Annotated in this window: 17 protein-coding genes and 2 riboswitches; of the genes, 12 read left to right on the top strand and 5 right to left on the bottom strand. The window is 45.8% G+C overall.

The genetic code is table 11. From position 1 onward, the window contains the following. The first annotated feature begins 56 nt into the window (after positions 1 to 56). On the top strand, positions 57 to 482 hold the full coding sequence (locus I8U27_RS20465; protein ID WP_232345186.1) for a phosphotransferase: 426 nt from the start codon (positions 57 to 59) through the stop codon (positions 480 to 482). After that, a complete protein-coding gene (locus tag I8U27_RS20460; protein WP_332310899.1) occupies positions 382 to 999 on the top strand; it encodes a phosphotransferase family protein in 618 nt (205 codons plus the stop codon). Before I8U27_RS20465 ends, I8U27_RS20460 begins: the two co-directional genes overlap by 101 nt. Before the next feature lie 234 nt (positions 1,000 to 1,233). On the opposite strand, the gene I8U27_RS02995 is transcribed toward I8U27_RS20460, so the two are convergent. The 4 genes from I8U27_RS02995 to I8U27_RS02980 form a co-directional block, all read right to left on the bottom strand. Further along, complete coding sequence (locus tag I8U27_RS02995) at positions 1,234 to 1,413, bottom strand: hypothetical protein (protein WP_181749991.1); 180 nt, start codon at positions 1,411 to 1,413, stop codon at positions 1,234 to 1,236. A 169-nt stretch (positions 1,414 to 1,582) separates the two neighbouring features. Next, positions 1,583 to 2,272: a hypothetical protein gene (locus I8U27_RS02990; protein ID WP_181749992.1), complete on the bottom strand. Its 690-nt coding sequence runs from the start codon at positions 2,270 to 2,272 to the stop codon at positions 1,583 to 1,585. A 230-nt stretch (positions 2,273 to 2,502) separates the two neighbouring features. Next, positions 2,503 to 2,862, bottom strand: a complete 360-nt coding sequence (locus I8U27_RS02985; RefSeq protein WP_181749993.1) for a hypothetical protein — start codon at positions 2,860 to 2,862, stop codon at positions 2,503 to 2,505. A 215-nt stretch (positions 2,863 to 3,077) separates the two neighbouring features. Next, positions 3,078 to 4,211, bottom strand: coding sequence for an SH3 domain-containing protein (locus tag I8U27_RS02980; RefSeq protein WP_181749994.1), 1,134 nt, complete (start codon positions 4,209 to 4,211; stop codon positions 3,078 to 3,080). Between the two features lie 335 nt (positions 4,212 to 4,546). On the opposite strand from I8U27_RS02980, the gene I8U27_RS02975 reads away from it, so the two are divergent. The 7 genes from I8U27_RS02975 to I8U27_RS02945 all read left to right on the top strand — a co-directional run bounded on the left by I8U27_RS02975 (position 4,547) and on the right by I8U27_RS02945 (position 11,794). Then, positions 4,547 to 5,680, top strand: coding sequence for an HAD family hydrolase (locus tag I8U27_RS02975; RefSeq protein WP_181749995.1), 1,134 nt, complete (start codon positions 4,547 to 4,549; stop codon positions 5,678 to 5,680). Positions 5,681 to 5,818: 138 nt separating this feature from the next. After that, the gene (locus tag I8U27_RS02970; RefSeq protein WP_181749996.1) at positions 5,819 to 6,430 is read left to right on the top strand and encodes a superoxide dismutase; all 612 of its coding nucleotides are present in this window, start codon (positions 5,819 to 5,821) and stop codon (positions 6,428 to 6,430) included. Positions 6,431 to 6,583: 153 nt separating this feature from the next. Continuing rightward, positions 6,584 to 6,723: riboswitch (cyclic di-AMP (ydaO/yuaA leader) on the top strand. A gap of 2 nt (positions 6,724 to 6,725) precedes the next feature. Next, positions 6,726 to 7,406, top strand: a complete 681-nt coding sequence (locus I8U27_RS02965; protein ID WP_181749997.1) for a cell wall hydrolase — start codon at positions 6,726 to 6,728, stop codon at positions 7,404 to 7,406. A gap of 143 nt (positions 7,407 to 7,549) precedes the next feature. Beyond that, positions 7,550 to 7,825: an alpha/beta-type small acid-soluble spore protein gene (locus tag I8U27_RS02960; protein ID WP_181749998.1), complete on the top strand. Its 276-nt coding sequence runs from the start codon at positions 7,550 to 7,552 to the stop codon at positions 7,823 to 7,825. 90 nt (positions 7,826 to 7,915) lie between these two features. Then, the gene (locus I8U27_RS02955) at positions 7,916 to 9,073 is read left to right on the top strand and encodes an MGDG synthase family glycosyltransferase (RefSeq protein ID WP_181749999.1); all 1,158 of its coding nucleotides are present in this window, start codon (positions 7,916 to 7,918) and stop codon (positions 9,071 to 9,073) included. An 81-nt stretch (positions 9,074 to 9,154) separates the two neighbouring features. Beyond that, positions 9,155 to 10,168 (top strand): fumarylacetoacetate hydrolase family protein, encoded by a 1,014-nt coding sequence (locus I8U27_RS02950; RefSeq protein ID WP_374057893.1) that lies wholly within the window; start codon positions 9,155 to 9,157, stop codon positions 10,166 to 10,168. 113 nt (positions 10,169 to 10,281) lie between these two features. Continuing rightward, positions 10,282 to 10,403: riboswitch (SAM riboswitch) on the top strand. A gap of 68 nt (positions 10,404 to 10,471) precedes the next feature. Beyond that, a complete protein-coding gene (locus I8U27_RS02945) occupies positions 10,472 to 11,794 on the top strand; it encodes a homoserine dehydrogenase (RefSeq protein WP_181750000.1) in 1,323 nt (440 codons plus the stop codon). 50 nt (positions 11,795 to 11,844) lie between these two features. Here I8U27_RS02945 and I8U27_RS02940 read toward each other — a convergent pair whose 3' ends face one another. Then, positions 11,845 to 12,363, bottom strand: coding sequence for a GNAT family N-acetyltransferase (locus I8U27_RS02940; protein ID WP_181750001.1), 519 nt, complete (start codon positions 12,361 to 12,363; stop codon positions 11,845 to 11,847). A gap of 288 nt (positions 12,364 to 12,651) precedes the next feature. Between I8U27_RS02940 and I8U27_RS02935 the strand changes: the two genes are divergently transcribed. The 3 genes from I8U27_RS02935 to abc-f all read left to right on the top strand — a co-directional run bounded on the left by I8U27_RS02935 (position 12,652) and on the right by abc-f (position 16,162). Further along, positions 12,652 to 13,593: a nucleoside recognition domain-containing protein gene (locus I8U27_RS02935; protein ID WP_181750002.1), complete on the top strand. Its 942-nt coding sequence runs from the start codon at positions 12,652 to 12,654 to the stop codon at positions 13,591 to 13,593. A 188-nt stretch (positions 13,594 to 13,781) separates the two neighbouring features. Continuing rightward, on the top strand, positions 13,782 to 14,270 hold the full coding sequence (locus I8U27_RS02930; protein WP_181750003.1) for a GNAT family N-acetyltransferase: 489 nt from the start codon (positions 13,782 to 13,784) through the stop codon (positions 14,268 to 14,270). Between the two features lie 272 nt (positions 14,271 to 14,542). Then, positions 14,543 to 16,162 (top strand): ribosomal protection-like ABC-F family protein, encoded by a 1,620-nt coding sequence (abc-f, locus tag I8U27_RS02925; RefSeq protein ID WP_181750004.1) that lies wholly within the window; start codon positions 14,543 to 14,545, stop codon positions 16,160 to 16,162. Positions 16,163 to 16,336 lie beyond the last annotated feature (174 nt).

The following is a 16,336-nucleotide window of genomic DNA, read 5'->3' as shown; positions in this document are numbered from 1 at the left end:
AAGTGAAAAATTTATATGGTAGAAGATGAAGAATGGGAATATGGTAGAATTAACATATGAGTAGATCAAAAAGGAAAAAAGAGTTTGAAAAATTGGTTCAACGGATTGATCCTCCAAGCAAGCTGCTCTGCACATGGGAGTTGAAAGGAGGAGTCTCAGCGCAGGTGACGGCCCTGGAGATTGAGCGGCCAAATGGTCAAACGAGAAAAATGATTGTGCGCCGGCACGGGGAGACTGACCTCAAACAAAACCCGCATGTAGCCGCTTACGAATTCAAACTGCTGCAAATACTTCAATCCGTGGGATTGCCTGCGCCAACGCCACTCTATCTTGATCAATCTGGCGAGGTTTTCCCGACTTCGTACATAGTGATTGAATTGATTGAGGGCCAAACGGAGTTCGTACCTTCTGATTTGGCTGATTACATCATTCAAATGGCAACGAACCTGGCCAGGATTCATAGCAGATGTCTCGAACTTTGATATATCCTTTCTGCCAAAACAAGCAGAAATATATGCCGAAAAGCTTCGTAAACGTCCTGCAATCCTTGATGAATCATTAGATGAAGGGCGCATCTGGGATATTTTGGAATCAGCCTGGCCGTTGCCCGAGCGGAATAAATCTGTACTACTGCATGGGGATTTTTGGCCGGGCAATTTATTGTGGAAGGATGGCCAGCTTGTTGCTGTCATCGATTGGGAGGACGCGGCGTTCGGAGATCCGCTCGCCGATGTTGCCAATTGCAGGCTTGAAATCCTGTGGGCGTTCGGCATCGACGCCATGAATGACTTTACGCATCAGTATCAATCTATGGTGACAACTATTGATTTCACACATCTCCCTTATTGGGACCTCTGTGCTGCTCTGCGGCCGGCTTTAAAAATTTCAGAATGGGGACTAGATGAAAGCACGGAAAAAATGATGCGGGCAAAACATAAATTATTCGTCAATCAAGCATTTGAAAAGCTATTTCCAAGTTCGTGCCGTCATGATGTGTAACTCCCTGATTACTCCCTGAGTCATCTCAGGGAGTTGATCTATTTTTCGCAACAAAGTAGATTTCGGCTCTTAGCAAATGATGGACTTTGGGGAGAAGAAACTCTCTCAGTCTGTCATCTTCTTTCCAGCCTTGGATTACGCAGGCAGTTGATCTCTTTAAATATGTTTCTCATCTTTATGGTTGGCTTGATTAAGAGTAACTGCCTGTGTTATTTTTTTGGACTTGATGTGACTTTACTCCATGGGTGTGGCTTGTCCGCCTTCCTCCCGGATCGGTTCACCGCCTATCGTTGAATTACGCATCCGGGGTACACGGTCTTCCTTTTTTCCTTTGCGAAGATCAGGATTAGGTGCAGAAGGATTTGGATGGAGCTCAAATCCTTCGCCAAATGGTGGTTGTTTCTCAAAGGGCAAGATTTGACACCTCCGATTGGTTGATTGGAAATAGTATGCACTTGTGTCTTTTGTTCATTCACCGGGGGAAGTGACGGAGTTAAGTAATCATCAAATCCCCCAATATAAGAAGAAATGCCCAAACCCAAGAATTTACATAGGTTTGAGCAAAATTCCCGAAGGCAACAATTCATTCTAAACCTTTTAATACAATGCGCCGGAACATTAACATACCCAGACCGGCTAACAGGAGACCACCCCCCCAAACCATAGCAGCCGGGTAATCAGTAGCAGTTTTCGGCATTTTTCCACCGTTGCCGCCGTTACCACCATCGCCGCTGTTGCCACCATTGGCGTTATCGCCGCCATTACCGTCATCGCCGTCATCGCCGCCGTTGCCGCCATCGCCGCCATTACCACCGTCGCCGCCGTTACCGCCATCTCCACCGTTATCACCGTTACCAGGAGGAGGTGTTTTAGCACAAATCATCCCTTTTTCACCGGTGAGTTTCAAAGCGGTTTTGACATTGTCGTTGTTTAGTTTTCCAGTGAAATGAATTTTAAAGCAATATTCAACGTTAGGTTTCAGATTTTCAAATTTCACATGGACTTTGGCTTTTGTAGATTGTTTAACATAAATCGGTTTAACTGCACTGTCGGAACCAACGGGTTCGATTTTCCATTCTCCGCTGTCAACTTTACTTGCACCAATCACATTAGACCAAACCTCAATCGTGTCGCCGGTTATTTTGGTATCAGCACCCAATTTGTACTTTCCGCTGACTTCAGATTGGATTCCAGAATTTGCAAAAGCTGTCATCGGCAAGGCTAACAGTGCCACAAGGGCTACAATGGGAAATAATTTGATCCACTTCATCATGATTGGTATCCTCCTGACATATATGTAATAATTAGGTTACATAAACTATTTATACTAGAGAAAGTTCCGTTTGTCCACTAAATATTTTTTGTGTTCACAATTTTGACTAATTTTTTAATTAGTTGAATATAGATTCAATTCTGTTTCTGTGAAAAAAGCTCTATGTATAGTAGAATATTTTTCAGTTTATGAATAGTTTTTTTCTGAAGACAGAATAAAGTTTTTTTGATCTAGCTTCGTTTTGATTTCCAATCCCTCAGTTCAATGATGTTTCCCTGTTTTGCCCTTTCTTTTTTGTGTTGATACCACAGGATCAATTTTTTCTTATCCGGTTTTTTTCCAGATAACATCATGTCAATGAATTCATCACGTGTATACAGTTCATTGCCCAGTGTTGCGAGAAGAGCAAGAATCCATGCGTCCCTGGTTACTTTGTCCGTTTCACCGGTGAACCATTTAATATACATATCCATGGATTGGGGTAAAATATCATGGATCTCATCTTCAAAGGTATCCTGGTTGCCAACAAAATGCTTTTGAATCACATTAAAAAAGTCTCTGGCTAATTGACGAAGCGGCTCTTTGCTCATTGGATTCTCTCCCGTTCTTCTTTATTAGATATAAGCTCTGCAGTCATTCGGTATTTTTTCCTCTTATTCCATGTTTTTTATTTTTAGCCAATACCTACAAAATTCCTGTTTGAGGGAAGATAAAAAAGGAATAAAAAAAGATGCAGCAAAATAAAAAAATCAGGCGCATCCAAAACGCCTGATCAAATATAAAAGAAACGTCGCGAGAAAATGCTTTACTTGACAACACTTTTATGAATATAAGCGGTTGCTCCGCTTTTTAATTTGATTTGATAAAAGTCGCCGGAAACCCCGGTTCTGGTCAAAACCGTACCCCTTGACACTCTTTGTAAAACCTTTGCGGAGAGAGAAGGAGCCGACCGGATATTAGCGATATTGACATTAACTGTTAAATACGAAACAGACGAAGCCACTTTTTTGGCAACTGTATGATGTAAATAGGCGGTTTTGCCGTTGGAGAGTTTCACCCGGAACCATTCAGAGTTTATTCCCGTCAGGGTGAACTTGCTTCCTTTTTTTGCTTTGGTGAGGATCGGTGCGTTTAAACTCGGGTTGGCCCGGACATTTGCAGTATTCACCGTCACTGCTACCTGACCGGATGCCGGGCTGATCTTGGGAGGTGATGGTGAAACAGAGCCGCCTGAAGAACTGGCATAGGCTTTATAGACAAATACCAGCCTGCCGTTGGATAATCTCACTTGATACCAGTCACCGGAAACGCCTTTTTTTGCCAAAACGGTTCCTTTTTTCAATTGGGTGACAACAAAGGAGCCGGTAGACGGACCGGTACGGGCATTCACTTTATCCCCGGTGATTTTTACCGTTCCGGAAGCGGGTTTCAGCCCCACCCGGGAGTCCCCGCGCCACTTGTTGTTACTGGAACCGCTGTGGATCCAAACAGGGGTTCCTTCATAAATAGTATTATACAGTGCAATAACATCCTTGTTATACATCCGAACACAGCCACTGGAGGCGTGCGTTCCTATTGATTTGGGATTGTTGGTTCCATGAATTCCATAAGTACGGCCATTGTCACCACGCACGCTGATCCCGTTCCAACGCTCTCCAAGCGGATTTTTAGAGCTTCCGCCAGGAATTCCTTTCCAACCGGGTTTAACGATCTTCACAACGATCGGAAAAGTACCCTCCGGTGTCAGTGATTTGCTTCTCCCCGTAGCCACAGGGTATACTTTGGCAACTTTACCGTTTTTGTAAAGGTATAACTTATTGGTTTTTTTGTTAATTTCAATTTTGTAATCCGGTGAAGCTGCATAAGTTGTCTCCGGCAGTGCAAAACTAATCACAAGGGCCATCATGGCCGCAAGCATAACAAAACGACACCATTTCATCCGATTAATGGTGTTCCCCTCCCCCTTGGTCACACTCAAACACATTCTCGCGACGGCCAAGGAACCATCCATTTATCTCTTTCTTCCATAATACCCGAAATTATGTTAGCTGTGAAGATATTTTCTAATATATATTGAAAATTGATTATTTATATGAATATTTAAATATTTAACTTTATAATGCTTCTTTGCACGATTGATGTTACATTTTTACAATAACAAATGAGAGTTTGTCCTAAAAAGAAGCTTTTGAAAAAAAGCAAGGCAGCATGATTTTCTTTTATACAATACTGTGATAAAGTACAAGGAACAAAAATATGTGGGAGGAAATAGGTTTGTACGACATCATCCTATTTGATGTAGACGGAGTTTTTTTAAGCGAAGAGCGGTGCTTTGACGCATCGGCTTTATCTGTTTGGGAACTGTTAAATGCCCCTCAATTTTTATCGCTCGCTGCGGAATATACCACTAAACCTGATGAAAATATGATCCGCCGCATTCGGCAGGAGGTTTTTCAGAATGACCAGGTGCTGGACTGGATGAAATCAAGAGGAATCAATTCCAACTGGGATATGGTTTTTCTTACTTTTTCCGCACAGTTGCTGCTGCTGCTGAAGGAGCTGTATCCTGACCACAAAGAAAAGGTACAAGATTTTTTGCAGCAACCGGTTACAGAAGCGTCCCTGCAGGATTTGAAACAGTGGGGGGGCAGCAAACTTCAATCGTTCACACCTTCATTTTCTTCATTGATCTCTCTGTATGCGGATAGGGAGCAGATTGCGAAACATGAATTGTTAGTTTATTTTAACGATCTGGCTGAAAGGTGGTTTGGCATCCCGGTCTCTCAGTTTTCACGCAACAGTTCTTTGTGGGAACTCGGATATTCAGTTTACCAGGAGTGGTATCTCGGTGACAAACTGTATCAGGAAATAGAGGGAAAAGAGGTGCGTTGTTCCGGTAAAGAGGGATTTCTTCATCAGGAGATCCCGATTACTGAACCGGAAAAGATTCGTTCCGCCCTGAATCAGCTGGCTGAAAGAGGGATCACTCTTGGTATCGGCACAGGACGCAGCCTGCTGGAGACGGAAGTTCCTCTGAAAGCACTGGGGTTGTATTCCCACTTTGCTGAAAGCCGGATTGCAACAGCTTCGGATGTGATTGCCGCTGAAGAGGCCTATCCTGACCATGCCCCGCTGGGAAAGCCTGAACCATTTACTTATATCCTGGGATATTTAGGGCGCTCGGCAACTGCGGAAGAATGTTTGTCCCTGACCCTCCCCATTCCGGACGGAAAAAAAGTGCTCATCGTTGGAGACTCGGTGGCCGATTACCTGGCGGCCCGGAAAATGGGATGTGACTTTGCTGCTACTTTGACCGGACTGACCGGGCAAGCGGCAAGGAGTAAATTTGAGGAACTCAAAGCAGATTATATTTTGAATGATGTAACGGAGTTAACGGAGATTTTTTAATCAATACTTTTGAAACGTTCATGTTGACTAAATGAAAATGTTTTTAGCATAATAATAAGGGGTAAGCATTTTATATCACCATCCTTCGGGCATTCCCTGCAGGATTACAATTCTAAGTTTACATAGGAGGGTTTAGCGATGGCTAAATATGAATTACCAGCATTGCCGTACGAATTTAACGCGTTGGAGCCACACATTGATGCTCTCACCATGGAGATTCACCATGACCGTCACCATGCAACGTATGTGAACAACTTAAACGCAGCACTTGAGGGTCAGAATGTGGGGGAAAAATCGGTTGAGGAACTGATTTCCAACCTTGAAGCACTGCCAGAGAACATCCGTACCGCAGTTCGTAATAACGGCGGCGGCCATGCAAACCACACCCTTTTCTGGCAAATTCTCAGCCCGAATGGCGGCGGAGCACCAACGGGTGAACTGGCCAGCGCAATTAACGAAGCGTTCGGCAGTTTCGACAAATTTAAGGAACAATTCAGCGATGCTGCAGTAAAACGTTTTGGCAGCGGTTGGGCTTGGCTGGTTGTCAAAGATGGCAAACTTGCCGTCACCAGCACTCCCAACCAGGACAGCCCGCTGATGGAAGGATCTACTCCGATTCTCGGCCTCGATGTTTGGGAGCATGCTTACTATCTCAAATATCAAAACAAACGCCCGGCTTACATTGAAGCATTCTGGAATGTTGTCAACTGGGACGAAGTAAACAAACGTTACCTCGCCGCCCGCGGGTAAAAACATACAGGAGATCTACCCGGCACAACCTTCTCAGGTTGTGCCTTTCTTATCCATACATAAATTTTTCCTGCAATACCAATCGATTACTATTGAGATAACATAAGTTCCCCTTTTATAATGACAACAGTTTTTCTCGAACCGGTTCGAGTTTTGTCATTGAAGCCGAATTCTGTGCCAACAGATACGGGGGATGCAACTTTATGTGGGGTGAAGCAACTGCGTCCGGTTGCCGGGAAAACTCCGAATCCCGAACCCGTCAGCTAACCTCGGAGGCAAAAAAGAGGAGGAACAGATGAATTATTTATTAAAAAAATGTTTAGCAATGGGAACAACTGCAGCATTGGCGGTCGGTCTGGCATTTGGCCCTGTTCATCAGGCAGAGGCCGCGGCGTTTCCACTGTTAAAAGTGGGACAGAAAAATAACAGTGCCCAGGTTAAGGATGTGCAATCACGGCTCAAACAACTGGGTCTTTATCATAAACAGGTCACAGGTACTTATGATGCCTATACAAGAGATGCTGTCATTCAGTTTCAGAAAAAGAGACATCTGAAATGGATTGACGGAATTGTAGGCCCGGAAACTACGGGTACATTGAAAAAAGATACCTATTCGCAACAGGAAATCAACTTGCTCGCCCGGGCTGTGTACAGTGAATCGCGCGGGGAACCATTTGAAGGACAGGTAGCAGTTGCTGCAGTGGTCTTGAACCGTGTTGACCACAAAGATTTTCCAAACACAGTAAAAGGTGTGATCTATGAGCCGGGAGCATTTACCGCTGTCAAGGACGGACAGATCAACCTGAAGCCCAATGCAACTGCCTATCAAGCTGTTGCCAAGGCGATCCGGGGATCTGACCCCACCGGGGGAGCTGTATATTATTACAATCCGCAAACAGCCAGTTCCCGGTGGATGAAAAACCAGGCCAAGCAAAAGCGGACTCTGAAAATTGGACAACACGTTTTTTTGAAGTAACCTACAACCCTTGCAACGTCAGTTGCAGGGGTTTTGTTTAATTGCGCCTAATATGGTTAAAGTATAGAATATAGGGATAATTGGATTGTGGGTAATAATGAGGTACTCCTGTTGCAAACTATCTCCAAGGAGGTGGTTTGCTCATGACACGCCGTCGAAATCGCCTTTTAGTCCCACAAGCGCGCCAAGGTGTTGAACGGCTGAAGACCGAAGTGATGAATCAGGCTCTGGGAACGAATATTCAGGAGCCGGGTGAGGTAAAAATGGAAGTAGCCAGGCAATTGGATATTCCTTTGCAGAAAGAGGGAAATGGTGAACTGAAAGCGGAGGATGCCGGGAAAATCGGGGGACAGATCGGTGGCCGGATGGTAAAAGAGATGATCCGCATGGCCGAAGAATCACTCAAACGGAACCAATGAAACTTTAGTGGATCAGGAGATATTAATAATCGGTTAAATTTGTTCAACTTCTTGGTAGATGTATCAGTTCCTGAAAGGAAAATGGGTATAATGGGGATAGATGGGTACAAGGAGGGAGTCGCCATCGAACGTGTCTTACTGCTTTCCATGGGCTTTGGTACGGGTCATAATTCCGCCGCTAAAACTTTAAAAAAACAATTTGTTCAGCAGCCCGGGGTAAAAGCGGAGGTGGTGGACCTGTTAGAGCTGATTCCTAACACCTTTCATCCCCTTTTACAAACCGGGTATCTTGGGATGTTAAACAAATTTCCGTCTTTTTACCATTATTTATATGACTGGACTCATCAATCCCGTGTCATTCGTTATGTATCCAGTGAGCTGATTGAAAAGATGGGCTGGTCCATCCGCAAGAAGTTAAATGTGGTTTTTAGCGAAGCAAAACCCACACGTATCGTTACAACTCACCCGTTCGGCCTTCTGCTGTGCCCGGCAAACGGGGTAGAAGTTCCGACGGTTGGTGTGGTGACGGACTATGAACTGCATCCGATCTGGCTGGCGCGTGTTCCGCGGGTGTTATGTGTTCCCAAGAAATTGCTCGCCCAAAATCAGTTGGAACGGATTCAGTGGAAAACAGGTTTGAAGTTATGTGAAACGGGATTACCGATCGATCCTGATTTTTATCAACAAGTTTCGACTGATCATGCACGCATCCGGTTAGGATTGGATGTAAAACGTCCGGTTGTCTTAATTATGGGTGGCGGAACCGGATTGGGTCCTTTGGAACACCTGGTGGAAGAGTTAATGCCTCTCAGTTATATCCAATTTGTGGTGTTAACCGGAAGTAATTGGAGTTTATATCGGCGTTTGCAAGACCGGTATGCGTGCCCTCACATTCGGATCGAGGGTTTTCGCAATGATATTTCTCTCTGGATGTCAGCGGCAGATCTGTTGGTAACCAAGCCAGGGGGCGTAACGATCAGCGAGGCCATTGCCAAACGGCTCCCTATGTTCCTGTTTGAGGCATTTCCCGGACAGGAACAAGCCAATCAGCAATATCTCATCCACCACCGGGTGGCGGTGGCTACACGTCCTTCTACGATACGGATTCAGATTCAAAAGTTTTTTTCACCCGATTATAAGAGGGATAAGATGAGAGAGCGATTCAAACCACTGATGGCTCCCGATGCAGCCCACCGAGTTGTAAATGAAACATTTCAGGCGGAAGTGCCGATTTTGCAGACTTTGTGACAAAGTCTGCATTTCTTGTTTTTTCTGGCTTGCTAAATGTGGCACGAAATGAATATCCTTGTAAAAAGGAGGGAGTTCCGGTTGAAACTTGTTACTTATCTGATAAAAGCGGATGAATTAAACATTCAGATGAATGAAGGCGTGGGGGCGCGTTTAGGTTGGGTGGCAGACTCTTATGTCGTTGATACGGTTTTTGCCCAACGCTGGCTTTCTGCAAAGCGGGGTATTTCTTTCCCGCATCTGTTGCCGTCCGATTTGTTAACCTTATTGGACCGAGGAAAAAGTGAGTTTCATATGTTGGAGGAAGTCAAAAAAATGCTTGACGAAGAACCTTTGGCGAAGCTCCGGGTGGAGGGAGAGCCTGTCGTGATCCGGCTGGAAGAAGCCCAGCTGCTTGCACCTGTTCCACTTCCGCGAAGTGTTCGTGATTTTTATGCGTTTGAACAGCATGTAAAAACGTCCCGTAAGCGCCGCGGATTAGATATGATTCCCGAATGGTACCAGATCCCTGTTTTTTATTTTTCCAACCACAGGTCTGTTGTAGGGCAGGATGCTTCAGTGGCAAAGCCCTCCTATTCAGAGAAGCTGGATTTTGAACTGGAAATCGCCTGTGTTATAGGGAGAAAAGGAAAAAATATTTCCGCAGACCATGCTATTGACTACATTGCCGGTTTTACCATCATGAACGATTGGAGTGCCCGCGATGTACAACGGAAGGAGATGGCAGTTGGGTTAGGGCCGGCCAAAGGGAAGGATTTTGCCACTTCGCTGGGACCATATCTGGTAACGCTGGATGAATTGGAAGACCGCAGAGACAGAGATCGCTGGGATCTGAAAATGACGGCACGTGTCAATGGAAAAACTATTTCCGAAGGGAATGCAAAAGATCTTTACTGGAGTTTTGCCCAGATGATCGAAAGGGCCTCGCAGGATGCTGAGCTGGTCCCCGGAGACGTGATTGGATCAGGAACGGTGGGCACTGGCTGTATTCTGGAGCTTGGACCCGAAGTGCAGCGCTGGCTGCAACCCGGAGATCTTGTAGAACTGGAGATTGAAAGGCTGGGAGTATTGCGCAACCGCATTGTGAAAGGATAAAAAGGTAGAAAAGAATTCAAAGATTTATCTAAACAGTGATTTTTTCTATTGACAAAAGACATTTGTTTGCCCATAATAGACTCTAAATATTCTACAGCTACATATTGTTTAGATTTTTATCCAGAGAGGCGGAGGGACTGGCCCAATGAAGCCCGGCAACCGGTTTGTCCTGTAAGAGGTCAAACAAGGTGCCAATTCCTGCAGTGCTTCTAGCTGAAGCGCTGAGAGATAAGAAGATCAACGGGCAACCTGTACCCTCTTTTTATCTGAAGAGGGTTTTACTGTATCTAGGGAGGGAGAACGATGGAACAGGTAAATGTTGCTTTGTTAGGTTTGGGTACGGTCGGGACGGGTGTATGGAAGATGCTGGAGAGCAACCAGGATGTGATTGCGCGCCGGACGGGCAGGTTTTTTAATATTCAAACCATCCTGGTCAAAGATCTGGGGAAGAAAAGGGAGATCAACCGGGTCGGGCACTTGCTGACAGATCAATTTGCCGATGTGTTACAAAAAGATGTTCAGATTGTCATTGAAGTCATGGGAGGCATTGAACCTGCCCGTACCTATATGAGACAGGCGATTGAGAAAGGCTGCCATATCATCACAGCCAATAAGGAATTGATGGCCAAACACGGGGTAGAGTTGGAACAATTGGCCAATGAAAAAGGAGTTCAACTCTTATACGAAGCAAGTGTGGGCGGAGGAATTCCGGTGATCGGAACGTTGCAGCACTTTTTAAAAGCGAATCGCATCTATAAGATTTCCGGTATTCTGAACGGAACGACCAACTATATCCTGACACAGATGAACCTTTATCATCGCGATTTTGATGACGTCCTGCAAGAGGCACAGGCAAAGGGCTATGCGGAAGCTGACCCGACCTCAGACGTGGAAGGTTATGATGCCGCCTACAAACTTGCTATTCTCAGCCGGCTGGTATTTGGTGCCCATATTCCGGTCTCCGAGATTTCCCGCAAAGGGATCACGGATGTAACCGCAGCTGAGTTGAAAATGGCCGGATCACTGGGGTATACGGTAAAATTATTAGCCCAGGCGGAACAATACGGGGAAAACGGCCCCATCTCCTGTTCTGTCAACCCGGCTCTCCTGCCCCTCAGCCATCCGCTTGCCAGTGTGAATGATGTATATAATGCCATTTATGTTGAAGGTGACCAGATCCAGGATCTCACGCTGGTGGGCCAGGGAGCGGGAGAAAAACCGACAGCCAGTGCCGTAGTGGAAGATTTGTGCAACCTGCACCGTTTGCCGTCCACACGGTCTTTGTCACCAATCCAGCCCCTTCTGTTTGCCGGCGGGGAAGAGGGCTGTACCCGGTTTGTCTTTATCAGGACCCGGAAACCCCTTAATGATCAGGAAGTGGAGGCTTACAAGCTCCGTTTGCAACGGGTAGGAATTGAAGTTCTAAAATGGACCCTCACCGTTGAGGAGACGGGAGAAGCGCTGCTTGCCCTGCTGGCAAAAGGGTGGGAAAGTGCTTTGGAACCGGTTGGATTGTCCGAATTAGGAGTGGAGATTCAGGAGTCTGCCACACGCCCCGTGGTTTTAGGAAATGCTTTAACCCAGGTAGAAAACGTACATCCGGCAGTGGGTGCCACGTCAAAATAAAAGCAGGCAGTCAGAAGTCACCCTTTTTCTGAAAAGGAGTGACTTCTTTCTTATTTCAGTTTGGCCGGAGCGAAAAAATCTTCCCAACCATAGGCTGCTTCTGTAAGGGTTTGCTTCCCAATCGTAATCGGCTGGCTCGCAACCAGCGTTCCGCCTAGTGCTTCATAAAAATGGCGTGACGGATTGTCTTCCAGCACCCAGACAAGTACTGATGATAATCCTTGCCGCTGTAATTCCTTCATGACCGCTGTGAGCAGCTTTTTTCCTGCTCCTTGTCTCTGGTATCCCTCCAGGAGATAAATCGCGTACAACTCCCCGTGACCGGGAAAATCTCCTGTTCTCTCCTGTCCGCCGCTTGCGAATCCGACAATGGTTCCTTCTTTATTTTCGGCTACATAGCAAAGCGCATCTTCAGCCAGAATCCGGTTCCAAAGTTCAACACGCTCCCTCAAGTCCAAATTGTCCAGTACCTCATCGCACAGAATTCCACGGTAGGATGTACGCCAGCTGTTGACATGAACGCTGGCGATTCCCGCAGCATCACAGAGTCGGGCTTTTCGGATGACCATCGTTTTTTCTCCATTTCTTTCATAGATTAATAGATATGGATACAAAACTTTTAAGAGTTTTTCTTCTATATAATAATAAAAAATACGAAACAAATTGATGGTTTTTCGGGTAAAATAGGTATAAATATTTTTGTACCCGAATGAAAGAGATATGAAAGATGTAAGAACGGGAGCGGAAAAACAGATTGATCTGTATTGAGGATCAGTGATTCGTAGAGATTGGATCGGGAAGCTGTATATCAAAAAACAATGAATAATAGAAATAGAAAAAAAAGGATGTGGAGAAACATGCATGTGATTGATTGGAGGAAAGGCTGGCAATCCGGTCTGAAAAGTGCCTGGGAGCTGGCAAAAGTTATTTTTCCCATTACGCTTCTCGTACAGATTATCCAATATACCCCAATCATGGATTGGTTGACACAGGGTCTGGCCCCGTTCATGTCGTGGATCGGATTAAGCGGGGAGGCGGCAATTCCCCTGGTTCTGGGACATGTATTAAATCTCTATGCCGCGATTGGAGCGATTTTGACACTGGATCTCACCGTAAAACAAGTTTTCATTATCGCAATGATGCTCAGTTTTTCACATAATATTTTTGTCGAATCGGCCATCTGTAAAAGAGTGGGCGTTTCCACCTGGATTGTGGTATCCGTTCGCCTCGGCCTGGCTCTCTTATCTGCCTTTCTGATTCATTTGTGCTGGCACGGGGGAAGCCAGCTGGCAGCCTTTGGCGTAATTAAACCACAGAGTGCAAAGCCTGAAGGCTGGACGGAAATCCTTCTCTCAGCTCTCGCGATCGCGGCCAAAGGGGTATTTACACTTGTTCTGATCGTATTGCCTCTGATGATGATGATACAAATCTTAAAGGACCTGCGTGTGTTGGACTGGTTCGCCGGTAAATTAACTCCCTTGCTTCGACCGTTCGGGATTGCTCCCGAGGGAGCTATTACCCTGACCAGTGGTTTATTTGCCGGATTGATGTTTGGAGCGGGATTGATTATCCAGCAGGCGGAAGAAAAAAATTTTTCCAAGCGTGACATTACTCTTATATTTATCTTTTTGGCCGCTTGCCACGCGGTAATTGAAGATACCCTCGTTTTTGTGCCGCTGGGGATTCCGGTCCTCTATTTGTTGATCATCCGGATTTTGGTTGCGATTTTGCTTACTTTTTTTATTGCCCAATTTTGGTCGGAGCGCTCTGTTCACCGTGTAACCACCACACAAAAGTGACCGGAAACAGTATTCGGATTCCTGTGTACACTTTGTTCAATTTTAATAAATTTTTATATATATCAAATAGGCAGGCAGGGTTTATATAGGTTTCTATCGAAATATACCGGTGGTTAAAGAGTTTTTTTCTGCTCCCCATCCTTGCTCCGATTATCGCTTTGGTTAGTTTTACAGAAAGGGTTGAATCTATGGAATACATTTTTCGAATCATTAAGCCATCCGATGCACCTTTGCTAAAGGAGTTTTTGTACCTGGCGATCTATGTTCCAGAAGGAGAACAACCCCCGGCCAAGGAGATCACAGAACGTCCCGAATTAAGCAGATATCTGGAAAACTGGGGACAACCCGGAGATCTCGGTTTTATCGTTGAGTTAAAGAAAGAGTCAAAACCAATCGGTGCCGCATGGTTTCGGCAATTTAACAAGGAAAATCCGGGATACGGGTTTGTGGCAGAAAATATTCCGGAATTGTCGATTGCTGTCTTACCCGGTTATCGCGGTCAGGGATTGGGCAGGGATCTGCTCACCCGTATCATCAACCAGGCACGGCTGGAAGGATACCCCGGACTTTCCCTCAGTGTCAGCAAGCAAAATCCGGCAGTCAGTTTGTACGAACGCTTAGATTTTAAGCATGTCCGCGATACAGGGGACACGCAAGTGATGCTCCGCGATTTATAAAGTGGTTATCATTTGACAAAGGATGCCCTCAATGATTAAAATATTTTTATAATCTAGCATGGAAAGGATCGGTACTTCGAGCGATGGACAACTAATCCTACTTGACTGGAGCTAAATTTCATTCCTGGAAATTTATTTCTGGAGTAGGATTCGTATGCCCAAATTCGTGGTGCCGATTATTGCGTATATTTCGCCATACGTAAAATAAGCCCCTTTTTTATCTTTGGATGATTTGGGTAGATGAACGCCTCTCCGGACCGGGAGGTTTTTTTATGTTTGTGTTAGAGGCTTCTCACCTGAAAAAATGGTTTGCTGATCGTCTTGTTTTTGCACTGGATCAGTTTCAGATTAAAACTGGAGAAAAGATTGGCGTTGTTGGGGTCAATGGGGCAGGTAAGACCACTTTGCTCCGCGTGCTGGCCGGGGAGGAACCGGCGGATGAAGGGCAAGTGGTCCGCCGCGGTACCATGGAGTGGATTCGCCAGTTTGACGATTCCGGTTACGGCGGAGAGCCAACGCTTCCCCCGGCTTCTACGATGAGCGGCGGCGAATGGACGAGATCGAAAATCATCTCTGCTCTGGCTGAAAAGCCGGCTCTTTTGCTGGCTGATGAGCCGACCAGCCATCTGGATATCGAGTCGGTACAGTGGCTGGAAAAAGAATTGTATCAATATGCGGGGGCTGTTCTGTTGATTTCCCATGACCGCGCTTTGCTGGATGCGGTGTGCACCAAAATCCTTGAGGTAGAAAACGGTCAGGTTCGCCTTTATCAGGGAAATTACAGTGATTACCGCCGGCAAAAAGAACATCAACGGGAACGAGCCCGTTTTGAGTATGAACAGTATATCGCGGAGAAAAAAAGGTTAACTGAGGCAGCGATCGAAAAGAGCCGGCAATCCAAGTCGGTCCTCAAAGCGCCTAAGAGGATGAGTAATTCCGAGGCGAGGATCCCTTTAAATAAATTAAAAGGAAGCTCCAAAGAAGCAAAGCTGGAAAAACAAGCAAAAGCCATACGGTCGCGGATTGAACAATTGGAGAAAAAGGAAAAGCCGGCAGAGCTGCCGCAAGTCCAATTTGATCTGGATGTGTTCCAGCCCATCCACGGAAAAAATGCTCTCCAGATTGAGCACCTTCACAAACGGTTTGGCAAAAAGAATCTGTTTGACTCCTTCTCCTGCACCATCCCCGCAGGCAAAAAAGTGGCCTTGCTCGGCAGAAACGGGGCCGGAAAAACAACATTGTTAAAGATGATCGCGGCACAGGTACCGGGAGTCAAGATAGCCCCGTCAGCAAAAATAGGTTATTTTGACCAGAAACTGGACCATTTGGACGAAGAAAAATCGATTCTGGACAATGTGAAAAAAGACAGCCCCTACTCCGAGATGTTTATCAGAACAATTTTGGCCCGGCTCCTCTTTCCCCAGGAAACCGTTTATCAGCCGGTCCGCCTGTTAAGCGGCGGAGAAAAGACAAAAGTCGCATTAGCCAAAGTTTTTTTAAGCGATGCCAACCTGCTCTTGCTCGATGAACCAACCAACTTTTTGGATCTGTTTACACGCGAGCAGCTGGAACATGTTCTCAAGGCTTATCCCGGCACGATTCTGTTTGCCACGCATGACCGCCAATTAATGATGCAGTTGGTTGATCATGTGCTTGTGCTGGACAAAGGAAAAGCGGTTTATTTCGCCGGAAGCTATGAGGAGTATACCGAAAATCAAAGGCGCACCAGAGACCTTTCTGAGCAAGAGTGCAAACAACAACTTCTGCAAGCGGAAAATCAGCTGACTGAATTGATCGGCCGCCTGTCCATGCCGCAAAAGGGCGAGGATCAGGAACAGCTGGAGGCAAGATACCAGGAGCTGTTAAAGGAAATAAAGAAGCTGAGAAGATAGAAGAATCAAGATCATTTCCCTGCTGTTGATATCGACAGCAGGGAATCCTTTTTTGACCACATGCTTGAATGTGCCGTTCGAGGAGGCTTTGCACCGGGTTTTTCTGCTTCGTCCAACTCTCCGGCTAAGGCTGTATCATCAGCTCATCCCGGCTCTAAAACTTATGCACATGGA

Origin of the sequence: Paenactinomyces guangxiensis (genome assembly GCF_016055185.1) — a bacterium.
GTDB classification, from domain to species: domain Bacteria; phylum Bacillota; class Bacilli; order Thermoactinomycetales; family Thermoactinomycetaceae; genus Paenactinomyces; species Paenactinomyces guangxiensis.
This window is presented reverse-complemented; position numbering and strand designations above follow the sequence as displayed.

Coding starts and splice junctions, on each gene's coding strand:
- I8U27_RS02960 (WP_181749998.1), top strand. CDS start 7,550: ATGACACGCCGTCGAAATCGCCTTTTAGTCCCACAAGCGCGCCAAGGT.
- I8U27_RS02990 (WP_181749992.1), bottom strand. CDS start 2,272: ATGATGAAGTGGATCAAATTATTTCCCATTGTAGCCCTTGTGGCACTG.
- I8U27_RS20465 (WP_232345186.1), top strand. CDS start 57: ATGAGTAGATCAAAAAGGAAAAAAGAGTTTGAAAAATTGGTTCAACGG.
- I8U27_RS02985 (WP_181749993.1), bottom strand. CDS start 2,862: ATGAGCAAAGAGCCGCTTCGTCAATTAGCCAGAGACTTTTTTAATGTG.
- I8U27_RS02970 (WP_181749996.1), top strand. CDS start 5,819: ATGGCTAAATATGAATTACCAGCATTGCCGTACGAATTTAACGCGTTG.
- I8U27_RS02945 (WP_181750000.1), top strand. CDS start 10,472: ATGGAACAGGTAAATGTTGCTTTGTTAGGTTTGGGTACGGTCGGGACG.
- abc-f (WP_181750004.1), top strand. CDS start 14,543: ATGTTTGTGTTAGAGGCTTCTCACCTGAAAAAATGGTTTGCTGATCGT.
- I8U27_RS02930 (WP_181750003.1), top strand. CDS start 13,782: ATGGAATACATTTTTCGAATCATTAAGCCATCCGATGCACCTTTGCTA.
- I8U27_RS02955 (WP_181749999.1), top strand. CDS start 7,916: ATGGGGATAGATGGGTACAAGGAGGGAGTCGCCATCGAACGTGTCTTA.
- I8U27_RS02980 (WP_181749994.1), bottom strand. CDS start 4,211: ATGAAATGGTGTCGTTTTGTTATGCTTGCGGCCATGATGGCCCTTGTG.
- I8U27_RS02940 (WP_181750001.1), bottom strand. CDS start 12,363: ATGGTCATCCGAAAAGCCCGACTCTGTGATGCTGCGGGAATCGCCAGC.
- I8U27_RS02935 (WP_181750002.1), top strand. CDS start 12,652: ATGCATGTGATTGATTGGAGGAAAGGCTGGCAATCCGGTCTGAAAAGT.
- I8U27_RS02965 (WP_181749997.1), top strand. CDS start 6,726: ATGAATTATTTATTAAAAAAATGTTTAGCAATGGGAACAACTGCAGCA.